Annotated in this window: 23 protein-coding genes; 6 read left to right on the top strand and 17 right to left on the bottom strand. The window is 69.6% G+C overall.

All coding sequences use genetic code 11. The features are described 5' to 3' along the window. Positions 1 to 64: 64 nt before the first annotated feature. The 4 genes from OCEPR_RS01135 to OCEPR_RS01120 are packed head-to-tail and all read right to left on the bottom strand — an operon-like array spanning position 65 to position 4,124. Positions 65 to 1,231, bottom strand: coding sequence for an aminotransferase class I/II-fold pyridoxal phosphate-dependent enzyme (locus OCEPR_RS01135; protein WP_148229250.1), 1,167 nt, complete (start codon positions 1,229 to 1,231; stop codon positions 65 to 67). A gap of 19 nt (positions 1,232 to 1,250) precedes the next feature. After that, positions 1,251 to 1,751, bottom strand: a complete 501-nt coding sequence (locus tag OCEPR_RS01130) for a MogA/MoaB family molybdenum cofactor biosynthesis protein (RefSeq protein ID WP_013456866.1) — start codon at positions 1,749 to 1,751, stop codon at positions 1,251 to 1,253. Positions 1,752 to 1,788: 37 nt separating this feature from the next. Then, positions 1,789 to 2,802 (bottom strand): threonine aldolase family protein, encoded by a 1,014-nt coding sequence (locus OCEPR_RS01125; RefSeq protein ID WP_013456865.1) that lies wholly within the window; start codon positions 2,800 to 2,802, stop codon positions 1,789 to 1,791. Continuing rightward, positions 2,799 to 4,124 carry an amidase gene (locus OCEPR_RS01120; protein ID WP_013456864.1) on the bottom strand — a complete coding sequence of 442 codons (1,326 nt, stop codon included), beginning with the start codon at positions 4,122 to 4,124 and terminating at the stop codon, positions 2,799 to 2,801. The genes OCEPR_RS01125 and OCEPR_RS01120 overlap by 4 nt, the downstream gene beginning before the upstream one ends. Positions 4,125 to 4,159: 35 nt before the next feature. Here OCEPR_RS01120 and OCEPR_RS01115 point away from each other — a divergent pair, with 35 nt between their 5' ends. Together OCEPR_RS01115 and OCEPR_RS01110 are read left to right on the top strand one after the other, a co-directional pair. After that, a complete protein-coding gene (locus OCEPR_RS01115; RefSeq protein ID WP_013456863.1) occupies positions 4,160 to 4,786 on the top strand; it encodes a histidine phosphatase family protein in 627 nt (208 codons plus the stop codon). Between the two features lie 3 nt (positions 4,787 to 4,789). Beyond that, positions 4,790 to 5,518, top strand: a complete 729-nt coding sequence (locus OCEPR_RS01110) for a sulfite exporter TauE/SafE family protein (protein WP_013456862.1) — start codon at positions 4,790 to 4,792, stop codon at positions 5,516 to 5,518. Here the strand turns inward: OCEPR_RS01110 and OCEPR_RS01105 are convergent. Further along, positions 5,515 to 5,901 carry a metallopeptidase family protein gene (locus tag OCEPR_RS01105; RefSeq protein WP_013456861.1) on the bottom strand — a complete coding sequence of 129 codons (387 nt, stop codon included), beginning with the start codon at positions 5,899 to 5,901 and terminating at the stop codon, positions 5,515 to 5,517. The genes OCEPR_RS01110 and OCEPR_RS01105 overlap by 4 nt on opposite strands. Positions 5,902 to 5,945: 44 nt before the next feature. Between OCEPR_RS01105 and OCEPR_RS01100 the strand changes: the two genes are divergently transcribed. Further along, on the top strand, positions 5,946 to 6,845 hold the full coding sequence (locus tag OCEPR_RS01100; RefSeq protein WP_013456860.1) for an ArsA family ATPase: 900 nt from the start codon (positions 5,946 to 5,948) through the stop codon (positions 6,843 to 6,845). A 92-nt stretch (positions 6,846 to 6,937) separates the two neighbouring features. Here OCEPR_RS01100 and OCEPR_RS01095 read toward each other — a convergent pair whose 3' ends face one another. The 3 genes from OCEPR_RS01095 to OCEPR_RS01085 form a co-directional block, all read right to left on the bottom strand. Continuing rightward, the gene (locus tag OCEPR_RS01095; protein ID WP_013456859.1) at positions 6,938 to 8,227 is read right to left on the bottom strand and encodes a TRAP transporter large permease; all 1,290 of its coding nucleotides are present in this window, start codon (positions 8,225 to 8,227) and stop codon (positions 6,938 to 6,940) included. Next, the gene (locus OCEPR_RS01090) at positions 8,224 to 8,805 is read right to left on the bottom strand and encodes a TRAP transporter small permease (protein WP_013456858.1); all 582 of its coding nucleotides are present in this window, start codon (positions 8,803 to 8,805) and stop codon (positions 8,224 to 8,226) included. Before OCEPR_RS01090 ends, OCEPR_RS01095 begins: the two co-directional genes overlap by 4 nt. A gap of 72 nt (positions 8,806 to 8,877) precedes the next feature. Further along, positions 8,878 to 9,861 carry a TRAP transporter substrate-binding protein gene (locus tag OCEPR_RS01085; protein WP_013456857.1) on the bottom strand — a complete coding sequence of 328 codons (984 nt, stop codon included), beginning with the start codon at positions 9,859 to 9,861 and terminating at the stop codon, positions 8,878 to 8,880. A gap of 174 nt (positions 9,862 to 10,035) precedes the next feature. Between OCEPR_RS01085 and OCEPR_RS01080 the strand changes: the two genes are divergently transcribed. Both OCEPR_RS01080 and OCEPR_RS01075 read left to right on the top strand, forming a co-directional pair. Then, entirely contained in the window at positions 10,036 to 10,251 is a 216-nt protein-coding gene (locus OCEPR_RS01080) for a hypothetical protein (protein ID WP_013456856.1), read from the top strand. Positions 10,252 to 10,295: 44 nt separating this feature from the next. After that, positions 10,296 to 10,850 (top strand): NADPH-dependent FMN reductase, encoded by a 555-nt coding sequence (locus OCEPR_RS01075; RefSeq protein WP_013456855.1) that lies wholly within the window; start codon positions 10,296 to 10,298, stop codon positions 10,848 to 10,850. Here OCEPR_RS01075 and OCEPR_RS01070 read toward each other — a convergent pair. From OCEPR_RS01070 to OCEPR_RS01055, 4 genes are all read right to left on the bottom strand, one after another. Further along, a complete protein-coding gene (locus OCEPR_RS01070; protein WP_013456854.1) occupies positions 10,838 to 11,023 on the bottom strand; it encodes a hypothetical protein in 186 nt (61 codons plus the stop codon). The two genes, OCEPR_RS01075 and OCEPR_RS01070, sit on opposite strands and share 13 nt — an antisense overlap. 18 nt (positions 11,024 to 11,041) lie before the next feature. Next, a complete protein-coding gene (locus OCEPR_RS01065; protein ID WP_013456853.1) occupies positions 11,042 to 11,563 on the bottom strand; it encodes a hypothetical protein in 522 nt (173 codons plus the stop codon). Between the two features lie 7 nt (positions 11,564 to 11,570). Further along, a complete protein-coding gene (locus tag OCEPR_RS12150; protein ID WP_013456852.1) occupies positions 11,571 to 12,539 on the bottom strand; it encodes an ATP-binding cassette domain-containing protein in 969 nt (322 codons plus the stop codon). An 88-nt stretch (positions 12,540 to 12,627) separates the two neighbouring features. Further along, a complete protein-coding gene (locus tag OCEPR_RS01055; RefSeq protein ID WP_013456851.1) occupies positions 12,628 to 13,800 on the bottom strand; it encodes an MFS transporter in 1,173 nt (390 codons plus the stop codon). 284 nt (positions 13,801 to 14,084) lie between these two features. Here OCEPR_RS01055 and prfB point away from each other — a divergent pair. Beyond that, positions 14,085 to 15,198 (top strand): peptide chain release factor 2 gene (gene prfB / locus OCEPR_RS01050; RefSeq protein WP_148229249.1). Its coding sequence is split into 2 segments (ribosomal slippage): positions 14,085 to 14,135 and positions 14,137 to 15,198, totalling 1,113 coding nucleotides; the frame shifts between segments, so codons are not numbered across the junction. A gap of 96 nt (positions 15,199 to 15,294) precedes the next feature. On the opposite strand, the gene OCEPR_RS01045 is transcribed toward prfB, so the two are convergent. The 5 genes from OCEPR_RS01045 to OCEPR_RS01030 all read right to left on the bottom strand — a co-directional run bounded on the left by OCEPR_RS01045 (position 15,295) and on the right by OCEPR_RS01030 (position 20,223). Continuing rightward, on the bottom strand, positions 15,295 to 15,735 hold the full coding sequence (locus tag OCEPR_RS01045; protein ID WP_013456849.1) for a hypothetical protein: 441 nt from the start codon (positions 15,733 to 15,735) through the stop codon (positions 15,295 to 15,297). A 15-nt stretch (positions 15,736 to 15,750) separates the two neighbouring features. Next, positions 15,751 to 16,587, bottom strand: a complete 837-nt coding sequence (locus OCEPR_RS12720) for a hypothetical protein (protein WP_013456848.1) — start codon at positions 16,585 to 16,587, stop codon at positions 15,751 to 15,753. A gap of 366 nt (positions 16,588 to 16,953) precedes the next feature. Then, complete coding sequence (locus tag OCEPR_RS01040) at positions 16,954 to 17,661, bottom strand: SDR family NAD(P)-dependent oxidoreductase (protein ID WP_013456847.1); 708 nt, start codon at positions 17,659 to 17,661, stop codon at positions 16,954 to 16,956. A gap of 15 nt (positions 17,662 to 17,676) precedes the next feature. Then, a complete protein-coding gene (locus tag OCEPR_RS01035; protein WP_013456846.1) occupies positions 17,677 to 18,177 on the bottom strand; it encodes a CAP domain-containing protein in 501 nt (166 codons plus the stop codon). 12 nt (positions 18,178 to 18,189) lie between these two features. Next, positions 18,190 to 20,223 (bottom strand): molybdopterin-containing oxidoreductase family protein, encoded by a 2,034-nt coding sequence (locus OCEPR_RS01030; RefSeq protein WP_013456845.1) that lies wholly within the window; start codon positions 20,221 to 20,223, stop codon positions 18,190 to 18,192. Positions 20,224 to 20,250 lie beyond the last annotated feature (27 nt).

Raw genomic sequence — 20,250 nt, 5'->3', positions numbered from 1 at the left:
ACGGATTCTACCCGGTGCCGGGGCGCCCAGCCCGGCGCCCGCCCCGCGGCCGCGCGGAGCGGGGCTAGTCGAGCAGGGCCGCGATGCGGCGTCCGGCCTCGGCGAGCACCTCGGGCGGCTGCACCAGGGCGAAGCGGACGTAACCGTGCCCGCCGGGGCCGAAGCCGCGGCCCGGCGCCAGCGCCACCCCGGCGTGCTCGACCGCGCGCAGGGCGAAGCGCACGTCGTCCATGCCCTCGGGCAGCTTGAGCCAGAGGTACATGCTCGCCTTGGGGCGGCTGACCGGCACACCGCAGCCCTGCATGGCCTCCACCAGGGCGTCGCGGCGGCTGCGGAAGACCTGCACGTCGCGCAGCACCCGGTCGGGGGGGAGCCGCAGCGCGGCGATGCCCATCCGCTGGATGCCCAGGTACTGGTTGAAGTCCACCGGGGCCTTGGCCGCCTCCAAAGCGGCGATGGCCTCGGCGTTGCCCAGGGCGAAGCCCAGCCGGAAACCGCCCATGTGGAAGCTCTTGGAAAAGCTGAAGAGCTCGACGGTGCGCTCGAGCGCCCCCTCGAGCACCAGCGGACTGACGGCCTCCCCTTCGTAGACCATGTCGATGTAGGGGTTGTCGTGCACGATCAGCAGGTCGTGCGCCTCGGCGAAGGCGAGGGCGCGCGCCCAGAAGGCGCGGTCCGCGAGCGCCGCGGTGGGGTTGTTGGGGTAGTTGAGCACGATCACCCGGGCCCGCTCGAGCACCCCCGGGTCCAGTTCCTCGAAGACCGGAAGCAGGTCCTCGCCCAGCTTCAGGGGCACGGCCTCGAGCCCCGCCAGCGCCGCGGCGCCCCAGTAGCTGGGGTAGGCCACCTCGGGAATCAGCACCGCGTCGCCGGGGTCGGCCACCGCGAGGAGCAGGTGCGCCAGGCCTTCCTGACTGCCGATCAGGCTGAGCGCCTGGGTGGAGGGGTCGAGCTCCAGGCCGAACCGGCCCGCGTACCAGCGGGTCGCCTCCTCCAGAAAGCGCATCGTGCAGCTCTTGAGGCAGTACCCCCAGGTGGCGGGGTCGCGCGCCGCGCTCTCCAGCTCGGCGATCAGTTCGCCCGGTACCGGGAGGTCGGAGGCGCCGATGGAAAGGTCGATGACGCGCTTGCCCTGGGCGCGCGCGGCGCTCTTGGCGCGGTCCATCAAGAGGAAAACGGACTCGGGCATCGCCCGAACCCGCTGGCTGGCCCAACGGTTGGGTGACGTCATGCGCCCTATTTTATACGGGCTAGGTGTGTTCGTGGCCCCCCGGCACGCTGCGCCCGCTCACCTGCTCGACCGCGTGAGGCAGGATTTCGAGCAGCGCCTCCACCGACTCGCGGGCCCCCTTGGGGCTGCCCGGCAGGTTGATGATCAGCGTCGAGCCGCGCACCCCCGCGACCCCGCGCGAGAGCGCGGCCATCGGGGTCTTCTTCACCCCTTCGCTGCGCACCAGCTCGGCGAGGCCCGGCACCTGCCGGTCCACCACCTCCAGGGTGGCCTCGGGCGTGTGGTCGCGCAGCGCCAGCCCCGTGCCGCCGTTGGTAAGGATCAGGTCGAGGCTGTCGCGGTCGGCCCACAGACGCAGCACCCGGCGGATCTGGGCCACCTCGTCGGGCACGACCTCGTAGGCGACCACCTCGTAGGGCCCGCTCGCGAGCGCCTCGCGGATCGCCTGGTGGGTCGTGTCGGCCCGCTCCCCGCGGGAGCTGCGGTCCGATACCGTTAAAATTCCTACGCGAATTGCCATGTCTTACTCATAGTACAGCATCCGACGGCATCGGGGGCTATCCCAGAAGCGGCGCGATGCGCGCGAGCGCCTCGGCGGCGGCCTCGTCGGGGAGGTCGCGGTGGGCGACGAAGCGCACCCGCTCGGGCCCCAGCGCGTTGATCAGCACGCCCGCTTCCCGGAGCCGGGCGGCGAAGCCGGGGGCGTCCTCCACGCGCGCGAAGACCATGTTGGTCTGCACCGACTTCAGGTCCACGTCGAGGCCCAGCCGCACCAGCCCCTCGGCCAGCTCCCGCGCCAGCGCGTGGTCCCGGGCGAGCGCCTTCGGGCCCTCGGTCAGGGCGATCAGCCCGGCGGCGGCCAGCACCCCCGCCTGTCGCATCCCTCCTCCAAGCATCTTGCGGTAGCGTCGGATCTCGCCCTCGAGCTCCGCGGGACCCAGGAGCAGGCTCCCCACCGGGGCGCCCAAGCCCTTGGAAAGGCAGATCGAAACGGTGTCGAAGCCGGCGGCGACCTCGCGGCCCTCCACCCCAAGCGCCACCGCGGCGTTGAAGAGCCGCGCCCCGTCCAGGTGCACCGGCAGCCCCGCCGCGCGCGCCACCGCCTGCACCGCCCGCTGCACCTCGAGCGGCACCACCGTGCCCCCTGCGGTGTTGTGGGTGTTCTCGAGCGCGATCAAGCCGGTGGGGGCCTGGTGGGGCGAGGTGTGGACGGCGCGGCGCACCTCCTCGGGGTCGGGCACGCCGTAGGGCGAGGGAACGAAGCGCGGCGAGGCGCCCGAGAGGTTGGCCATCGCCCCGGGCTCGAACTCGTAGACGTGGGCCCCCTCGGTCAGGATGACCTCCTGGCCGCGGCGGGTGTGCACGAGCAGCGCCACCTGGTTGGTCATCGTCCCCGAAGGCATGTAGACGGCCCGCTCGAAGCCGAGCATCTCGGCGGCCAGGGCCTCGAGCCGGTTCACCGTCGGGTCTTCGCGGTAGACGTCGTCGCCCACCTCGGCCTCGGCCATCGCCCTGCGCATGGCCGGGCTGGGGCGGGTCACGGTATCGGAACGGAAGTCGAGGATCCTCATGCGTCCATCGTACCCAAGGCGCCCTGCGCCTCCACCCAGCGCGCGAGCGCGAACAGCGCGGCGTCGCGGCCGGGGGCGGCGGCCAGCATCAGGCCCAGGCCGGGGGCGAGGGGCAGGCTCACCGCCGGGCCGGCGTAGAAGTTGAAGAGCATCGTGTAGGCGAGCACCCGGTCGTTGGCCCGGAAGAAGGCCTCCTCGGAGGCCTCCACCTCGGCCAGGAGCGGCGGCGGCACCGGCGCGGTGGGCAGGACCAGGGCGTCCGTGCCCCGCAGTCCGGCCCAGAACGCGGGCACCCGCCGGGCGCGTTCGCGCCTGAGCTGCACGTGGTGGACGCTCGGGCGCTCGGCCACGGCCAGCACCCGCCGCACCACCCGCGGGTCCATGGCCGCCCCGTGCTCGGCGATCAGGCCGCGCCAGCGCGCGTAGGCCTCGTGCGCCGCCAGCGCGCCGTAGCGGCGGTAGAGGTCGTAGACCTCCGCGAGGCCGGGAAGCGGCCGCCGCTCGAGCCTTGCGCCCGCCGCCTCGAGCCGCGCGAGCGCGCGCTCGAAGGCGCCCTGCACCTCGGGCCGCGCCCGCTCGAGGAGGTCGGCGGGAACGAGCAGCCGCGGCGGGCCGGAGGGCCGGGCAAGCGGCCGGTGGGGTTCGCCCGCGAGGGCGAGGAAGAAGGCCCAGGCGTCCTCGACGCGGCGCGCGAGCGGACCCACGGTGTCGAGGCTCACCGCCAGCGGCGTCACCCCGCGGGTGGAGATCCGGCCCCAGCTGGGTTTGAAGCCCACGAGGCCGTTGAAGGCCGCGGGGATGCGGACCGAGCCGCCGGTGTCGGTGCCCACGGCCAGCGGCACGAGGCCGCGCGCCACCGCGACCGCCGAGCCCGAGGACGACCCGCCCGGCACCCAGTCGGGGTTCAGGGCGTTTTGGGGCGTGCCGAAGTGGGGGTTCAGGCCGAGGCCCGAGAAGGCGAGCTCGTTGAGCTGGCTCTTGCCCACGACGACCGCGCCCGCCCGCTGGAGGTTCCGCACCGCGGGGGCGTCGCTGGCCGCCGGCGGGCGCAGCCGCGCGAGCACCGCGGAACCGGCCGCGGTGACCGTTCCGGTGACGTCCAGGAGGTCCTTTACGAGGACGGGCACGCCGTCGACAGGCCCCAGCGGCCGCCCGGCGGCGTAGCGCTCCGCGCTCTTGTGCGCGGCGGCCAGGGCGCGCCTTTCGGTTCGCGCCGCCACCGCCGGACCGGGCTCGAGCCGCTCGAGGACGCGCTCGGTCTCGCGAACGGGGTCGCGGACGCCGCGGGCGTAGTCCCGCACGAGGTCGGCGGCGGTCTCCACGGCCCCAGTCTACCGGGCGGTGTTAGGGTGGAGGGGTGGAAGTCTGGCTCGTGCGCCACGGCGTCACCGCCCACAACCAAAACGGCATCTGGCAGGGGCAGCGCGACGTGCCCCTGGCCCCCGAGGGTCGGGCGCAGGCGCGGCGGCTCGCCGAGCGGCTGGCGCGGCTGGACCTCACCTGGACGACGCTCCACGCCTCCGACCTCAGCCGCGCGCTCGAGACCGCGCGCATCGTCGCGGAGCGCCTGGGCCTCGGCGTGCGCCCCGACCGGCGGCTGCGCGAGGTCTGCGTGGGCGAGCTGGCCGGCCTCACCCGCCCGGAGGTGCAGGCCCGCTTCGCGGACTACGTGGCCCGCTCGCAGGAGGACCCCTGGCACACCCGCTTTCCCGGCGGCGAGACCCTGGCCGAGCTCTACGACCGCGTCTGGGCCTTCTTGAACGAGCTCGGCGATGGGCGGCACCTAGTCGTCTCCCACGGCGGGGCGATCCGCGCCGCGGTGCTGGGGGTGCTGGAGGCGCAAAGCGCGGTGCCCTGGCGCATCCGGCTCGAGAACACCTCGATCACCCGGCTGCACTTCCCCGAAGGGGCGGCGGGTGGGGGCTTCGTGCACACCGTCGGCGACGCGGCCCACCTGGAAGCCGGCTGGGACCTGGACGGTTGAACCGTGCCGCTGGGGCTCAACCTGCTCGCTATCTTCGCCTTCGCGGTCAAGGGGCTGGCGGGGTTCGGCCCCGCCCTCTTCATCGTGCCGGTGCTCGGCCTCTTCTGGCCCCTGCGCCAGGTGGTGCCCTACACCGCCTTCCTGCTCTTCCTCGCCAACCTGCCCATGCTCTGGCTGGTGCGCAGGGGGCTCGCGCCCCGGCGCGACCTGCCCGCCGCGGCCGCCTACGCGCTGGGGCTGGTGCTGGGCACCCGCCTGCTCGTCGCGCTTCCGGAAGCCCGGCTCAAGTTCGCCCTGGGGCTGGTGCTGCTCGTCTTCGCGCTGTGGAGCCTGGTGCGGCTGCCCAGCCCCGAGACCGCGCCGCCCGCGGACGTCGCCGAGCTGGTCCGGCTCGGTCTGGTGATGCTCTCGGGCGGCCTCATCGTGGGGGCGCTGGGGGCGGGGGCGCTGCCGCTCTTCGTCTACCTGCCGCTCCGCTACCCGCCTGCGGCGATGCGCGCCCTCTTCACCAGCGCCTTCGGCCTGGGGACGCTCGCCTGGACGCTGGCCAACTGGCAGGCGGGGCTGCTGACCTGGCCGCTGGCGCGGCTGGCTTTGCTGACGCTTCCGGGGACGCTCGCGGGCCTCTTCCTGGGCGCATGGCTCTTCGAGCGGCTGCCCCGGCGGGGGCAGGTGCGGCTCGTCTCGTTGCTGCTCGTTCCGGTGGCGTTGCGGTTGATGGGGGTCTTCTAGCGCCGCCGCTTCAGGGCCTCGAGCCGGCGCACGTCCTCCTGGATCAGGTCGTCGCGCCAGGCCAGGCTCTCGACGTGGTGGCGCAGCTCGTGGAGCAGGGTCTCCCAGGTCTCCGCCTCCCAGTCGAAGCCGGGGTCGTGGCGGGCGATCTCGGCGAAGGAGCCGTAGTAGAGCGCAATGTGGCGGCCCAGGTGTACGTGCCCGGCGAAGACCGAAGGCGGGCCGGGGTCGGTGTACTCGCCGAGCCGCACCACCCCGGGCAGGCCGCTGGGGTCCTCTTTGAGCTGCGGCAGCACGTGCACCCCCTGCAGCTCGACCTTGAACTCCTCGGGGATCTCGTCCCAGAGCCGGGTCACCAGATCCACGAACGCCTCGTAGGTCACGCTTCCAGGTTACCGGAGGCGCGCCTGAGAAGTACGCTGGGGGCATGGCGACGGTGCGCCTGGTGGCGGGCAAGGGCGGTGTGGGCAAGACCACGGTGGCTAGCGCCCTGGCGCTCCACGCGGCCGGGCGCGGCGAGCGGGTGCTGCTCGTCTCCACCGACCCCACCGGGGCGCTGGGGCAGATCTTCCCGGGCGTGGGCGACGAGGTGCGCGAGGTCGCGCCGGGGCTCGAGGTCGTCGAGCTGACGCGGCGCGCGGTGCTGGCACGCTGGCGCGAACGTTTCGGCGAGGAGGTCTACCGGGTGCTCCGCAGCCTGCTGCCGGTGGAGCGCGACGTCCTCGACTACCTCGAGGGCGTGCCCGGCCTCGAGGAGGAGTTCCTGCTCAGCTACCTGCTCGACGCCCTCGACTCGGGGCGCTACGACCGGGTCGTCTGGGACGCCGCCCCCACCGCGGGCACGCTGGCGCTTTTGGAGGCCCAGGCGCTGTTCTACGACCACCTCACCCAGGCCCACCGCCTCTACCTGAAGCTGCAGGGCTACCTGAAGGGCGCCGACCCCACCCCGCTGATCGAAGGCTGGCGCGCACTTACCGGCCGCATCCTGGCGATGCTGCGTGAGCGCACGCGCGCCTGGGTGGTGGCCCAGCCCGAGCGGTTGCCGGTGGTGCAGGGGCTCGAGCTGATGGCGGCGCTGGACCGCTTCGGGATCGCACTGGAACGCGCGGTGCTGAACCGGGTGCTGCCCGAAGACGCCTGCCCCGGCTGCGCCTTCTACGAGGCCAAGGCGCGCGAGCAGCGCCGCTGGGCGCGGCGCTGGCGCGAGGAAAGCCCGGTTCCCGTGCGCGAGCTTCCGGAGTTCGCCGCGGCCCCGCTGGAGCCGCGCGCCCTCGAGGCGGTGGCGCGGCGGCTCGTGGCGGAACCCGAGGGCGATCCGCGCGCCTGACGAACCCGCCGCGCCGCCCCGGCCGCGGCGCCCCGCGGGCGCCCACGAGAAAAACGCCCGGGCGGTCGCCCGGGCGCCCAACGGTTGCGGCGTCACTTCATCAAGCCCGGCAGCCAGAGGCTGAGCTCGGGGAAGAAGATGAGCAACACCAGCACGAAGAGGAGCACCGAGTAGAAGGGGATCACCCCGCGCACCACCTCGCCCAGCGGGGCGCGGGTGATGCCCGAGATGACGAAGAGGTTGAGCCCCACCGGCGGCGTGATCATGGCGAGCTCCATGCTGATCGTCATCACCACGGCGAAGTGGATCAGGTCGATGCCCACGGTCTCCAGGATCGGCTGGAGCACCGGCAGCGTGATCAGGATGATCGAAACGGCCTCGAGGAACATGCCCAGGATGATGAACATGCCCGAGGTGACGGCGAAGACCGCGTAACGGCCCATCCCCGTGGCGGCGATCCACTCCGCGGTCAGCTGCGGCACCTGCTTCTGCGTCATGTAGAGCGAGAAGAGCATGGCCGCGGCCACGATGAGGTAGATCATCGAGGTGATGCTCACGCTCTCGCGCACGATCTCGATCCAGTCGCGCCAGGTGGTCTCGCGGTAGATGAAGAGGCTCACGAGCACCGCGTAGAAGAGGGCGATCACCGACGACTCGGTCGGGGTGGCGATGCCGCTGTAGATCGTGCCCATGATCAGGAAGGGCAGGAAGGCCCCCGGCAACGCCACGAAGAGCGCCCGCCAGCGCTCGGACCAGCCCGCCCGGGGCAGCCGGCCGTAGTCGTTCTTGATGGCGTACCAGATGGCAAAGACGATGAGGCTGCCCCCCAGCAGGAGGCCGGGAATGATGCCGGCGATGAAGAGCTTGCCAATGGACTGGTCGGTGGTGATCCCGTAGATGATCATCGTGATGCTGGGCGGGATCAGGATGCCCAGCGTGCCCGAGGTGGCCACCAAGCCCATGGCGTAGCGCTTGGAGTAGCCGTTCTGGATCATGGCGGGGATGGTCACCGACCCGATCGCGGCCGCGGTGGCGGGCGAGGAACCCGAGATGGCCGCGAAGATCATCGAGGAGACGACGACGACCACCGAAAGGCCGCCGGGAAGGTGCCCCACCCAGGCGCGCACCGCTTCCACCAGGTACTTGGCGATGCCCCCGCGGGCCATCACCACCCCGGTGAAGACGAAGCCGGGGATGGCGAGGAGGGCGAAGGAGTTGATGCCCTCGAACATGCGCGAGGCCGCTTGCAGGATGTTGAAGTCGCCCTGGATCCAGAACGTGATCAGGCTCGCAACGGCGAGCGAAACGCCGATGGGCACGCGCACGAGCAGCAGGACGACGAAGGTGCCGAACAGGATGGTCATCGCAAGGCCCACGCTCATACGCCCGCCACCTCCTCGTGAATCGGCTCGCGCCCGCGCAGCACGTCGAACAGGTTGATGGCGAACTGCAGGGCAAAGAGCAGGAAGCCCAGGGGAATGATCAGCTGCAGGATCCACTCGGGGATGTCGGTGTAGATCGACTTGAGGCCCAGCGTCTTGAGGAAGACAACGAGCTTCCAGCCCGTGACGGACATGAAGGCGGCGAAGACCAGGCCGATGAAGTTGGCCAGCAGGTCCATGCCGTGCTTGACGCGATCGCTAACCGCCGTGTAGAGCAGGTCCACGCCGATGTGGCGCCGTTCGCGAAGGGCCACCGAAAAACCAAACATCGCCCCCCAGGCCACGAAGACGCGGGCGAACTCATCGGCCCAGCCCAGCGGGTTGTTGAACACGTAACGGGTGACGACGCTGATCATGACCACGGAGAGGCCTGCGGTGAGGTACACGGCCGAGAGCACGTCTTCGATCGCGGCGATCGCCGCTTTGAGGAGGGGCCACCGTTCCGCCAGCCAGGCCAGGGCGAGCATCGTGGCGGTGACGACCGCGGTCCAGGCCATGAGTTCGGGCGTGCTTACCATGCTCCACCTCCTGGATGGAGCGCCGGGGGGCGGGCCCCCCGGCGTGCATTCCAACGACCTAGGGACCGCGGACTACTTGAGGGCCTTGATGGCGTTGATCAGGTCCCAGCCCACCTTGGGTCCGTACTCGTCGTAGACCGGCTTCATGGCCGCTTCCATGGCCGCGCGGTCTTCGTCGGTGAGCTTGACGACCTCCATGAGCTCGCTCAGCTTGGCCAGCGCGTCGGCGTTCAGCTTGACGGCCTCCTCGAAGGCCACGTCGTTGGCGTGGGCGATGCCGTCCATGAAGATCTTCTTCTGCTCGGGGTCGAGGCTGTTCAGGAAGATCTTGTTGGTGATCACCACGTAGTCGAGGCGGCCGTGGCCCGTGAGCGAGAGGTACTTCTGGACTTCGTAGTAGCGCTGGGTGTAGATGTTCGACAGGGTGTTCTCCTGGCCGTCCACCACGCCCTGCTGCAGCGCCTGGTAGACCTCGGAGAAGGCCAGGGGCACGGCGGTGGCGCCCAGCGCCTTCATCTGCGCCTCGAGCACGCCCGAGGTCTGGGTGCGGAACTTGAGCCCCTTGAAGTCCGCGGGCCGGCGCAGCGGCTTGTTGGCGGTGAAGTGCTTGAAGCCGTTGGGCCAGAAGCCCAGACCCACGAGGCCGGCTTTCTCGAGGCTGGTGAGCAGCTTCTGCGCCGCGTCCGACTGGGTGAACTTCTTGAAGTGGTCGTTGTCGCGGAACAGGTAGGGCATGTCCACGAACTGGAAGGCCGGGTTGTAGCCCTTGAGTTTGGTGGCCGAGGGTACGAGCAGCTGGATGTTGTTGAAAATAAGCGCGTTCAGGCCTTCGGCGTTATCTTTATACAGCTGGCTCGAGGGGTAGAGCTCGACCTTCATGGCCCCGCCCGACGCCTTCTCCACGTACTCTTTGAAGGCCTGGGCCGCCTTGCCCTTGGGCGTGTTCAACGTGGTGACGAAGGAGAACTTGATGGTGACGGGCTTGACCGCCAGCGCCATGGGCGCCAGCGCGGCCAGGGCGAGGGCTCCTACCAGGATGCTGATTCGCTTGAACATGTGCTTCACCTCCGCTGCAAAAGTTATACCTACACGAGGTATTCTACGTATATTCCGCACCGGGGCTCAAGGGCATTTGGCCCACGTTTTTCCGATGGGGGCGGTAAATTCCGTAGAATTTAGGTAACCCAAATCACATTCCCGCGTTCCCGCGGTTCGGCTAGACTGGGCAGCATGACCCCTGGCGCCGCGGCGCTCCTACGCCTCGCCCTGTGGGCCCTGCCCCTGGTGCTGGGCTACCTCGCCGGCCGAAGCTGGGGGCGGTTTCGCGTCATGGGGGGGCTTCTCCTGGGGGCCCTGGCGGTCGGCGCTCTGGTCAAACCCTTCCCCCTGGGATGGGTTCTGATCGTGCTCGGGTTCCTTGGGGGCGTGCCCCTGGGGCGAAGGTAGGGCGGGCTACCCGGGCTTGGCGCGGGTGTGCACATAATGTTGCCGTGAACGTACTGGGTATTTCCGGAAGCCTGCGCGCGGCCAGCACCGCGCGCGCCGCGCTGGCGCTGGCGCTCGAAGGTGCCGCCGCGGCCGGCACCAAAACCGAGCTGCTCGACCTGCGCGAACTCGACCTGCCCCTCTACGACGAGGACGAAACGCGCTACACCCCCGCCCAGCGCGCGGCCACAGCCCGCCTGCAGGAGGCCGCGGAGGCGGCCGACGCCTTTTTGTTCGCTTCGCCCGAATACCACGGCGGCCTGAGCGGGGTACTCAAGAACGCGATCGATCACCTCGCCGGCCGCCACTTCCGCGGCAAGGCGGCCGGGATCGTCGCGGTGGCCGGCGGGCGCGTGGCTCCGGTGAGCACAGCGTTGATGCTGCGCACGGTGCTGCGCCAGCTCGGAGCCTACACCATCCCCCAGCAGGTGCTGCTCCCCGAGGCGGAGAAGCTGTTCGACGCCGACGGAAACCTCGCGGACGAAGAGCTGGCCCGGAGGCTCGAGGACCTCGGGGCCCAGGTGGTGCGGCTGGCGCGGGCGCTGGCTCACTCGAGCTGAGTCCGTACCCTGCGCGCCAGCAGGTAGACCCCGACCACGAAGAGCCCGGCCGCCTCCGCGGCGAGCGCTGCCAGCAAAGCAGATTCACCGGTGCGCAACACCTCGCTGGCCAGGGTGACCGGGTTCGCCAGCACCAGCGCCCGCACCCAGGGGGCCAGGCGGTCCAGGGGCACGTAGACGCTGCTGACGTACTACAAGATCGCACTTGTCAGGATGGTCAGGATCGACATCTTGGTGATGTCCCGCACCACAATCGACAGCGCCGCCAGCAGGCCGCTGGTGGCGAAGGTGAGCAGGAGCAGCACCAGCGCGGTTTCGAAGCTAATCAAGGCCGCGCTGCGCAAGATCCCGACCGCCGCGAAGACCAGCGTTGCCGCTGCCACGAGCAGGCCCATGGTCACGCCCATCACCAGCTTGACCGCCACAACTTGCCGCACCGAGAGCGGCAGGCTGAGCCAGTAGCGCAGCGACTGGTGGGAAAGGCCGAGCACCACGGTGATGGTGCCCAGCGAGGCCGCGGTGACGGTGGAAAAGGGAATCCAGCCAAGCACGAAAAAGCGCTGCGCCGCCGCACCGCCGAAGGCGTCGAAACCCCGCGAGACCATGAACAGCCCCAGCGTGGCCGAGAAGACGTACGGCAGCCAGAGCTCCCAGCGCCGCAGGGCGCTCCCCGCCTCGTAGAGGGCGACGGTGCTCAGCTCGCGCAGCGGCATCGCGAACCTACGCCCCCTCCGAAACCCCGAGCACCCGCACATCGTGCTCCACGAGCAGCTTGAGCAGCTCGGGCAGCGCCGCCTGGTTGTCGCGGGTTTCCAGCTTCAGTCGGCAGCGCTCGAAGAGGGCGTCCATCGAGATCTGCGCCCCTCCCGCCGCTGCACTCTCCATCCCAGTCTCGTCGGCGTCATCTACGAAGACGACCCCTTTGAAAAGCTCCGGCGGGATGCCGAGCCGCTCTAGAACCTCGGGGTTGGGCTCGACCTCGTAGCCGATGACCGGTTTGATGGCCTTGATCTTCGGGTCCAGCTCCGGCTTCCAGGTGCTCAGCTCGAGCACAAGCTTCTGCACTTCTCCCGCCATGCGCGCACTCCTTTCCTTGAGTTCGTCGAAGTCGATCACCCGGTCGGCTGCGGGCAGCAGCTCCGTGTCGTGGGTTACGAGCACCACCGTGGCCTCCTGCCGGCGCAAGCGCTCGAGCTCCTCCCCGAGCAATTCGATCCCCTCGCGGTCCAGGCCGGCGGTGGGCTCGTCCAGAAAATAGACCTCGGCGTCCTGCGCCAGCGCCTTCACCAGCTCGGCCCGCTTCTGCTGGCCGCCCGACATGTGAAAGGGCGTGGCCTCGAGCGGCACCTCGAACCGCCGCACCAGCTCCGCCATGCGCTTTTTGGGGATCCGGAAGAGCGCCGCGTGCAGGCCCAGGGTGCGCCGCACCGGATAGCCGCCGTCGAGTGAAAGATCCTGGAAAGCCACGGCCACCTGGCGACGCACCGATGGGTAGCGGTAGGGGTCGCGCCCCATTAGCCGCACCCGCCCCGCGTCGGGCCGCAGCACGCCGATCATGGTTTGCAGCAGGGTGCTCTTGCCGCTGCCGTTTCGGCCCACGATGGCCACCTGCTCGCCCTTTTCGATGGCGAGCGAAACCGGGTGCCGCCAAGCGCGGCGTTTGACCAGCTGCCAAACCTCGACCGTCACGGTTCACGCCCTTCAATACTAGCGTTATCAGACCCATTCTACACCTTACGTCTCCAAGTCTGGCCGCTCCGCCGCGAAATCCAGCTCTTCAATGGCCAGTGGTCCCGCCCGCTCGTGTACCCCGCGCCAACCAAACCAGAACCACCACGGCCACCGTGGCCGCGCCCAGAGCGGAGATGGTCGTATCCGCCTCCAGTCGGTCAATCAGCCACGGCGCGACGGCAAAGCCAAGGGGCGTGAGCAACATGGCCAAAGTATTGACCGCGGCGAAGGCGCGGCCCAGCAACGCTTCGGGCAGTTTGGCCTGCAAGTAGGCGATGAAGATCGTGCCGCCGACGTTGGCCATGGCGTCGTTGAGGGCGCCGAAGGCCGCCGCCGGCGGCAGCGAGCGGCTGCGGCCCAGCCCCACCAACGCCAGGCCCTGGACGAAGCCGGCGGCGAAGATCAGCTTTTCGCTCGAGCGCAGAACGACCGTCGCCAGGGCCAGGTTGGAAACCGTCATGCCCAGGTTCATGGCCGAAAGCAACAAAGCGTAGGCTCCGGCCCCGCCCAAACTGGCGGCGTACAGGGGCGCGGCCACCTGAAAGGCGGCGGCGAACAGGTTGGTGGCCGCAAAGAAAAGCACAATGAACACAATCTTTGGCGTTCGGATCAGGTAGGCAAAACCCGCCCATACGAAGCGCAGGTCGAGCGCTTCTTCGGCGCCGCTTCGCGGACGTGAAGGCAGACCCAGCAAAAGGCCGCCATACACCACCGCCAGCGCGGCGGCGAAAAGCAGCGCGCCGGCAGGGCCAAGAACAGAGAAGAGCGCTGCCCCCATTAGCGGCCCGGCAAAGTGGGCGGCGTCGTCGGCCAGGCTCAGCTGGGCGTTGATCCTGGCCAGTTCCTCGGGGGGAAACAGCGCGGAAACGAGAACGTAGCCGGCGGAACCGAACAGGCTTCCCAGGATCGAGAGCGCCAAGTTGCCGGCCACGAATACGGCCGGGCCCGCCCAAAAAGCCAGGGCCGCGGCCATCGTCAGCAAGACCAGGGCGTTCGCGAATGCGCCGGCGAGCAAGGCGCGCCGGGGCTCTACCCGGTCGGCCAGGCTGCCGCCGACCAGGTTGAGCAGCAAGGAGGGCAGCATCCCGGCCAGCAGCGTTCCCCCCAGGGCCGCGGCCCCGTAGCGGCTGGAGGCCCAGGCGAGCGTGAAGTTCACCAGGGCGCCCGAAAGGCCGCCCAATCCGTAGACGAACCACAGCAAAACGCGGTTGCGCATCATCTTTTGCTCCTTCGGTGATGGTCGCGGTCCAAGGCGACCTCTCTTTTCTTGTCGGGTTTACGTGGAAAAAACGACAGGCCCGCAGCGACCCACGCTGGGGCGTAACGCTAGAGCCGGCCCGGGTTCGCAGTTGCAAACAAAAGGCGGGTTCTAACGCGGCAGGGTCTTATGGCGCATCCTGGGCATCTTGGACGTTACCTTTCGGAGCCAGTTTAACATCACCCGTACCGCGCTGGGCGGAGGCGGGTGACGGACCCGCGCTTCATTTGCTAGACTAAGGGGCCATGGACGCACGTGAACTGAAGCAGAAACTCGACGCCCTCCGGGGGTATCTTTGACATCGCCGGCAAGAAGGCGCGGCTCGAGGAACTCGAAAAAGAACTAGGCCAGGAAGGCCTCTGGGACGACCCGGCGGCGGCGCAAAAGTTAACCCAGGAAGCGGCGCGGCTGAAGAAGGTGGTCGAGGAGTACGAGCAGCTCTCGGGCGACTTGGAGAGCCTGATCGAGCTGTGGGACGAGGCCTCGCCCGAGGAGCGGGAAAGCCTCGAGCCCGAGCTGGAAGAGGCCGCGAAGAAGCTCGAGGACCTCTACCATCAAACCCTGCTCGGCTTCGAGCACGCCGAGAAGAACGCCATCCTGACGATCAAGCCCGGCGCCGGCGGCACCGAGGCCATGGACTGGGCCGAGATGCTGCTGCGGATGTACACCCGCTGGGCCGAGCGCCACGGGTTCAAGGTGGAGCTGGTGGACGTGACCCCGGGCCCCGAGGCCGGCATCGACTCCGCCGAGCTGATCGTGCGCGGCGAGAACGCCTACGGCTTGCTCTCGGCCGAGCGCGGCGTGCACCGGCTGGTGCGCCCCAGCCCCTTCGACTCCACCGGCCGCCGCCACACCAGCTTCGCCTCGGTGGAGGTGAGCCCCGAGGTGGACGACACCGTGGAGATCGAGATCAAGCCCGAGGACCTGCGCATCGACGTCTTTCGCGCCCAGGGCCACGGCGGCCAGGGGGTGAACACCACCGACAGCGCGGTGCGCATCGTCCACCTGCCCACCGGCATCATCGTCACCAGCCAGGCCACCCGCAGCCAGCACAAGAACAAGGAGCTGGCCATGAAGGTGCTGAAGAGCCGCCTCTTCGAGCGCGAGTGGCAGAAGCGCCAGGAGGAGATGGCCAAGCTGCGCGGCGAGCAGAAGGCGATTGAGTGGGGCAGCCAGATCCGCAGCTACGTCCTCGACAAGCAGTACGTCAAGGACCACCGCACCGGCCTGATGCGCCACGACCCCGACAAGGTGCTCGACGGCGACCTGGACGACCTGATCTGGGCCGGGCTCGAGTGGCGCGCGGGGCTGCGGCAGGCGGAGCCGCACGAGGTCGACGACCAAATCCCAAACCGCTAACCCTAGCCGGCCCCGAACGCGGCTGGCGCGTTCGGGGCCGTGTGCCGCTCCGCAGCAAGAGCTCGTCGCAACGGGGCCGCTCGCAAAGCGAACGGTTCAGCGTTTCGAGGCCTCCGTAACCGGCCGTTCGTGCGTCAGCAGGATCAGCACTGAGGCCAGAGCCAACAACAACGCCACAAGGAAGTTAAGCGTCGCGGGAGACAGGAAGTGCAGAGCAAGAAGGCTCAGTGGGGTCAGCACCAGCGCGACGAGGGCCAGCGACCCTCTGCCCAACCTCAGCGCCGGCAGGTAGAGCAACAGGACTGCGAAAGGCAGCAGGGGCCCGAACGGACCCGGCGTGCCCGATTCGAAAATGCCCCAACCAACGATCAGCGCCAACACGGCAACAACCACCGGCACTCCAGGAAAGACGCCGGACAGGTTCGCGCCCGCCCTGTCCCGGTCCCCCACGAGAGCAGCAAGCACCCGAGGCGCTAAGAGGGCCACGATCGCGAGGGCGCACAGGAACGCCACCAGCCACCAATCTGACGTGTTCACAAGCCCCACCTTCCCCTAGCAGTTCGCTGCAACCCAATCGCTTACTTGCTCTTGGCAAGAGTCTACCTGATCGGACCAGTAGTCCACAGCATCAACAGCGTCGTAAAATGCGTCCCTCGCAGCAAAGTAAGCGACCGTCAAGCCTGCGCACGGGCCACACATACCCACCACACCGGCAGCGCAGGCTGAACACGCAGCCCACATGGCTGCAGCAGCCACTTCGTAGGCGTCCAGCGCATCGTACATGCGATCCACGGCTGCGTTGAGGTTGTCGACGGCAGAAAGGAGCGCACTATACATCGGTGCATCCGCGGCACTGCACAAGAGGGAAATGGCGCTATCCTCGCGTATGCCGTGAATTAGGGCTGCAACTCCGGGATTCAGCGGGGCGACCTTCGCAGAGCTTAATGCCTGCACTACAGTCTGAAGAATTCTTGTCGACTGATCGCTCGTACGCACCACTTCCGGCTCGTGTGTTTGCAAGTTTGTAACGATTGATATAGTATTATAATCAAGATTTAAAATCTCAGCGCTCGTCTTCGTCGAATCATATCCAATAATCAAGGCTCCCTTTGCCTCGCCTCGAAACACGTCTACGTGCAGATAGGTGTTACCCTGGTCTCCGACGGGTACACGCACCGCAAAGCTGTTGGGGTCATCGCTGGGCGATTTTACCTCTGCATCGTCCCATTGCAGGCTCAAGCCAGCGTGCGACAACGCCGTCTCAACGTCTGTAACGTACCTTTTGGCGACCTGCAGCGGAGCTGCCTCTTCCGAGTACGCGCGGTCAGAAGAAACGTTGCAGGCAACAAGAAATCCCAGCATTACAACAAACAAGCCTAAGCTTCTCATGCTCCACCTCCTCAGGTGTATTCGTTGAGAGATTGATAGCTTGGCAACGCTAGGTTGGGAGGATTATACGCCCCCCCCCCCCCGCCCATTGTCAATATCTCTTCCAAACTTGCCACGCTGGCCTTAGCAGGCAGCGCCTTTATAGTCAAATGAACACCCCTTATCCGACAAGGTGCTCGACGGCGACCTGGACGACCTCATCTGGGCCGGGCTCGAGTGGCGCGCGGGGCTGCGCCGGGCGGAACCGGTGGCGGAGGCGGAGGAGGACTAACCGCCGGGTGGCGGCCGGGCGACCGGGTGCTTCGGGAACCCGCAGCGAGGATCGCCAACCCGGTGGGGGCTGTCCTCCGGCCCCCTCCCCCGCGCCTACCAATCGAGCGGCTTCAGGTCCGGGCCGAAGAAGCCGCCGGTGGGGCTGTCCGGGCCCAGGGTGGCCAGCCAGACGATGGGTTCGGCCCCTTCCTCGGGGCGGCCGGGCGCTTCGGGTCCGCCCATGCGGGTGCGGATCCAGCCGGGGTGCACGGCGTTGACGCGCACGCCGCGGGGCGCGAGCTCGGCGGCAAGGACCCGGGTGACCATGTTCAGCGCCGCCTTGGAGCTGCGGTAGGCCAGGTAACCGGGACCCGCCGAGGCGAGCTGGCCCATGACCGAGGAGACGTTGACGACGTTGCCGCCCTGGCGCACGAGCAACGGGGCGAAGGCCTGGGTGACGCGCAGGGGGCCGAAAGTGTTGACCTCGTAGGTCGCCCGCACGGCCTCGATGGGAAGCTCGAGCCCCGGCAGGCGGCGGTCTTCGTCCAGGAGCACGCCGGCGTTGTTGACCAGGGCGTCGAGGCGGCCCAGGCGCTCCTCCAGAGCCTGGAAGGCCGCCGCTACGCTGGCGTCGGAGGTGACGTCCAGCTCGAGCGGCCAGACCTCCAACCCCTCGGCAACCAGCCGGCCCGCGGCCTCCTCGGCGGCCGCGAGGCGGCGCGCCGCCAGCGCCACCCGGTAGCCGCGCCGTGCGAGCCGGCGCACCACCTCGAAGCCGATGCCGCGGTTCGAACCCGTGACCAGCGCGACCTTGGTTTCCATAGGGTCAGTCTAGCGCTACTGGGGCGCGGCCATGTCGAGGGCCCAGTAGGCTCCGCTACGGCCCAGCCCCGCGTCGCGGTAGGTGGGGCTCATCAGCGCCTCGCAATGGCCCGCGGTGCTGTCGAGCCAGCCCTGGAGCACCGCCTGCGGCGACGGGTAGCCCACGGCGATGTTCTCGGCGATCGCCGAAGCCAGGTAGCCGACGTCGAGGATGCGCTCGCCGGGGGTCGCGCCCACGGCGAAGTGGACGGCGCCCACCGGGGTGGTGTGGCTGAGCACCCCCGCAGCGTCCATGTCCTCGGCGTGCCACTGGGCGGCGCGGTTCAGCAGCTCGTCCTCGCGCAGCGGGTCCACCGGGGGCATGAAGTGATCGCCGCCTTGCTTGCAGGTGGTGCCCGTGGCGCGCACGGCGTTGATCCGATCGAGCAGCTCCCGCAGCTCCGGGGCCAGGGGCGGCGGCGCGCTGCAAGCGGTCAGCGCGGCCAACAGCAGGAAGGCACCCAGGAGCTTGCGCATCGTGCCTGCAGTCTACCCGGCCGGGCGCAGGCGAACTTGGACGCCGTGAAAGACGGCCTGCCGCCCCCGGTCGGTAAGGCGCTCGGGGGTCAGGGCGTTGGCGGGCTCGCCGTCCGGGGCCGCGTCCGCGGGCCAGGTGCCCTCCATCACCAGCACCCCCGGCTGGGTGCGGTCGGTGACGCGCAGCCGCCGCTTCACCCGGCCGGCCTCGCTTTCGAGCCAGACGTAGACCCCGCTCGAGAGCCCCTCGCGCGCGGCGTCGTCGGGGTGGAGCCAGACCTCCGGCTCGCCCCCCTCGGCCGCGCGCAGGCGCTCGAGCGGGGCGTAAATGGTGCCCAAAAAGTGGTGCGCCGGCGGGGTCATGAGCAGGTAGGGGAAGGCGTCCGTGGTCTCGGGAACGACCACCGCGGGCGGCGGGCCGAAGCGCACCCGGCCGCCGGGGGTGTTCGCGCCCTCGGCGTGGGGCGCGAAGGGGCGGGGCAGGTTCAGCTTGAGCGAGCCCGCGGCGCGCAGCTTCTCGAAGCTGACGTTCGCCAGGTAGGGGTGGTCGGCGCCGTCCAGTGCGATCCGCGCCGCCTCCTCGGCGCTCCAGTAGAGCTCGGGGGCCTCGAGCCCCAGCCGCCGCGCCAGCTCGGCGAAGACCCAGGTGTTGGGCCGCGCCTCGCCCGCGGGCTCCATGACCGCATCGTTCCAATGCAGCCAGTAGGTGCCGTAGCTGGTGTAGAGGTCGGGGTGCTCCAGAAAGGTGGTCGCCGGCAGCAGCCAGTCGGCGTAGCGGGCCGTCTCGCTGAGGGCGTTTTCGAGCACCACCGTGAACAGGTCCTCGCGCGCCAGGCCCGCCCGCACCCGCGCCGAGTCGGGGGTGCTGACCGCGGGGTTGGCGTTGAAGACGAAGAGCATCCGAATCGGCGGGTCCCAGCGGGTGAGGGCGCTGGCGAACTCGCTTTGGTTGACCGTGCGCACGCCGGGGTCGGGGCGGAAGTAGCCCGCCTGTCCGCTCGCGCGCCGGAGCCAGTACTCGCCCTCGAGCCGCTCGCTGGCGAGCCGGAAACCGCCGCTGGTGCTGAGCAGCGCCCCGCCCGCCGGGTGCTTCCAGGCGCCGGTGAGCGCCGGCAGCAGGATCACCGCCCGCAGCGCGTCCGCGCCTCCCGGCTGCCGGGTCATCCCGTAGCCGACGCGGACGAAGCCGGGCCGGGCGCGGCCGAAGCGGCGCGCCAGCTCGAGAACGTCAGCGGGCTCGAGGCCGGTCACCTCCGCCGCCCGCTCGGGCGTCCAGGCCGCGGCCGCGGCGCGGAAGGCCTCCACCCCCTCGGCGTGGTCGTTCAGGTAGCCCCAGTCCACCAGCCCTTCCTCGAAGAGCACCCGCGCCACCGCGTAGGCGAGCGCGGCGTCGGTCCCGGGGCGGATCTTCAGGTGGCGGTCGGCGAAGCGGGCGGTGCGGTTTTCGTAGGGGTCGACGTGCCAGATCTCGGCCCCGTTCCTGCGCGCCTCCTTGAGGAAAGGCACCAGGTGGGTGTTGGTCGAAAGCGGGTTCGTCCCCCAGAGCACGATGAACCCGGCCCCGCCCACGTTCTCGGGGTCGGTGCCGGTCTTGTGCGGGCCGTAGGCCATCTCCCAGGCCTCGCCGCCGGCGCTGGCGCAGATCGTCTCGTCGAGCTCGCAGGCGCCGATGGCGCGAAAGAAGGCCACCGGCCGCCGCCCCTCGTTCAGCCCGGTCGTGCCGGCGTAGTGGTAGCGGGCCACCGCCTGGCCGCCGTGCGCGTCGAGAACCCGCTTTAGCCTTTCGGCGATCTCGTCCAGCGCTTCGTCCCAGCTGGCGCGCTCGAAGCGGCCCGTGCCCTTGGGCCCCGCCCGGCGCATGGGGTAGAGCGGCCGGTCCGGGTGGTGCTGACGCTCGCCCCAGCGGTTCGTCTTGACGCAGGCGAAGCCGCGGGTGGTGGGGTGGTCGGGATCGCCGGCGACCCGGACGACCCGCCCCTCCTCCACGGTCACGAGCAGGCGGCAGCGGTCGGGGCAGTCGAGCGGGCAGGTGACGCGGTGCGGCATGGGGGCATTCTACCCGCCCGCCCCGCC

This window comes from Oceanithermus profundus DSM 14977 (assembly GCF_000183745.1).
Lineage (GTDB): Bacteria > Deinococcota > Deinococci > Deinococcales > Marinithermaceae > Oceanithermus > Oceanithermus profundus.
This window is presented reverse-complemented; position numbering and strand designations above follow the sequence as displayed.

Coding starts and splice junctions, on each gene's coding strand:
- OCEPR_RS01135 (WP_148229250.1), bottom strand. CDS start 1,231: ATGACGTCACCCAACCGTTGGGCCAGCCAGCGGGTTCGGGCGATGCCC.
- OCEPR_RS01130 (WP_013456866.1), bottom strand. CDS start 1,751: ATGGCAATTCGCGTAGGAATTTTAACGGTATCGGACCGCAGCTCCCGC.
- OCEPR_RS01125 (WP_013456865.1), bottom strand. CDS start 2,802: ATGAGGATCCTCGACTTCCGTTCCGATACCGTGACCCGCCCCAGCCCG.
- OCEPR_RS01100 (WP_013456860.1), top strand. CDS start 5,946: ATGGCGACGGTGCGCCTGGTGGCGGGCAAGGGCGGTGTGGGCAAGACC.
- OCEPR_RS01095 (WP_013456859.1), bottom strand. CDS start 8,227: ATGAGCGTGGGCCTTGCGATGACCATCCTGTTCGGCACCTTCGTCGTC.
- OCEPR_RS01090 (WP_013456858.1), bottom strand. CDS start 8,805: ATGGTAAGCACGCCCGAACTCATGGCCTGGACCGCGGTCGTCACCGCC.
- OCEPR_RS01085 (WP_013456857.1), bottom strand. CDS start 9,861: ATGTTCAAGCGAATCAGCATCCTGGTAGGAGCCCTCGCCCTGGCCGCG.
- OCEPR_RS01080 (WP_013456856.1), top strand. CDS start 10,036: ATGACCCCTGGCGCCGCGGCGCTCCTACGCCTCGCCCTGTGGGCCCTG.
- OCEPR_RS01065 (WP_013456853.1), bottom strand. CDS start 11,563: ATGCCGCTGCGCGAGCTGAGCACCGTCGCCCTCTACGAGGCGGGGAGC.
- OCEPR_RS01055 (WP_013456851.1), bottom strand. CDS start 13,800: ATGATGCGCAACCGCGTTTTGCTGTGGTTCGTCTACGGATTGGGCGGC.
- OCEPR_RS12720 (WP_013456848.1), bottom strand. CDS start 16,587: ATGAGAAGCTTAGGCTTGTTTGTTGTAATGCTGGGATTTCTTGTTGCC.
- OCEPR_RS01040 (WP_013456847.1), bottom strand. CDS start 17,661: ATGGAAACCAAGGTCGCGCTGGTCACGGGTTCGAACCGCGGCATCGGC.
- OCEPR_RS01035 (WP_013456846.1), bottom strand. CDS start 18,177: ATGCGCAAGCTCCTGGGTGCCTTCCTGCTGTTGGCCGCGCTGACCGCT.
- OCEPR_RS01030 (WP_013456845.1), bottom strand. CDS start 20,223: ATGCCGCACCGCGTCACCTGCCCGCTCGACTGCCCCGACCGCTGCCGC.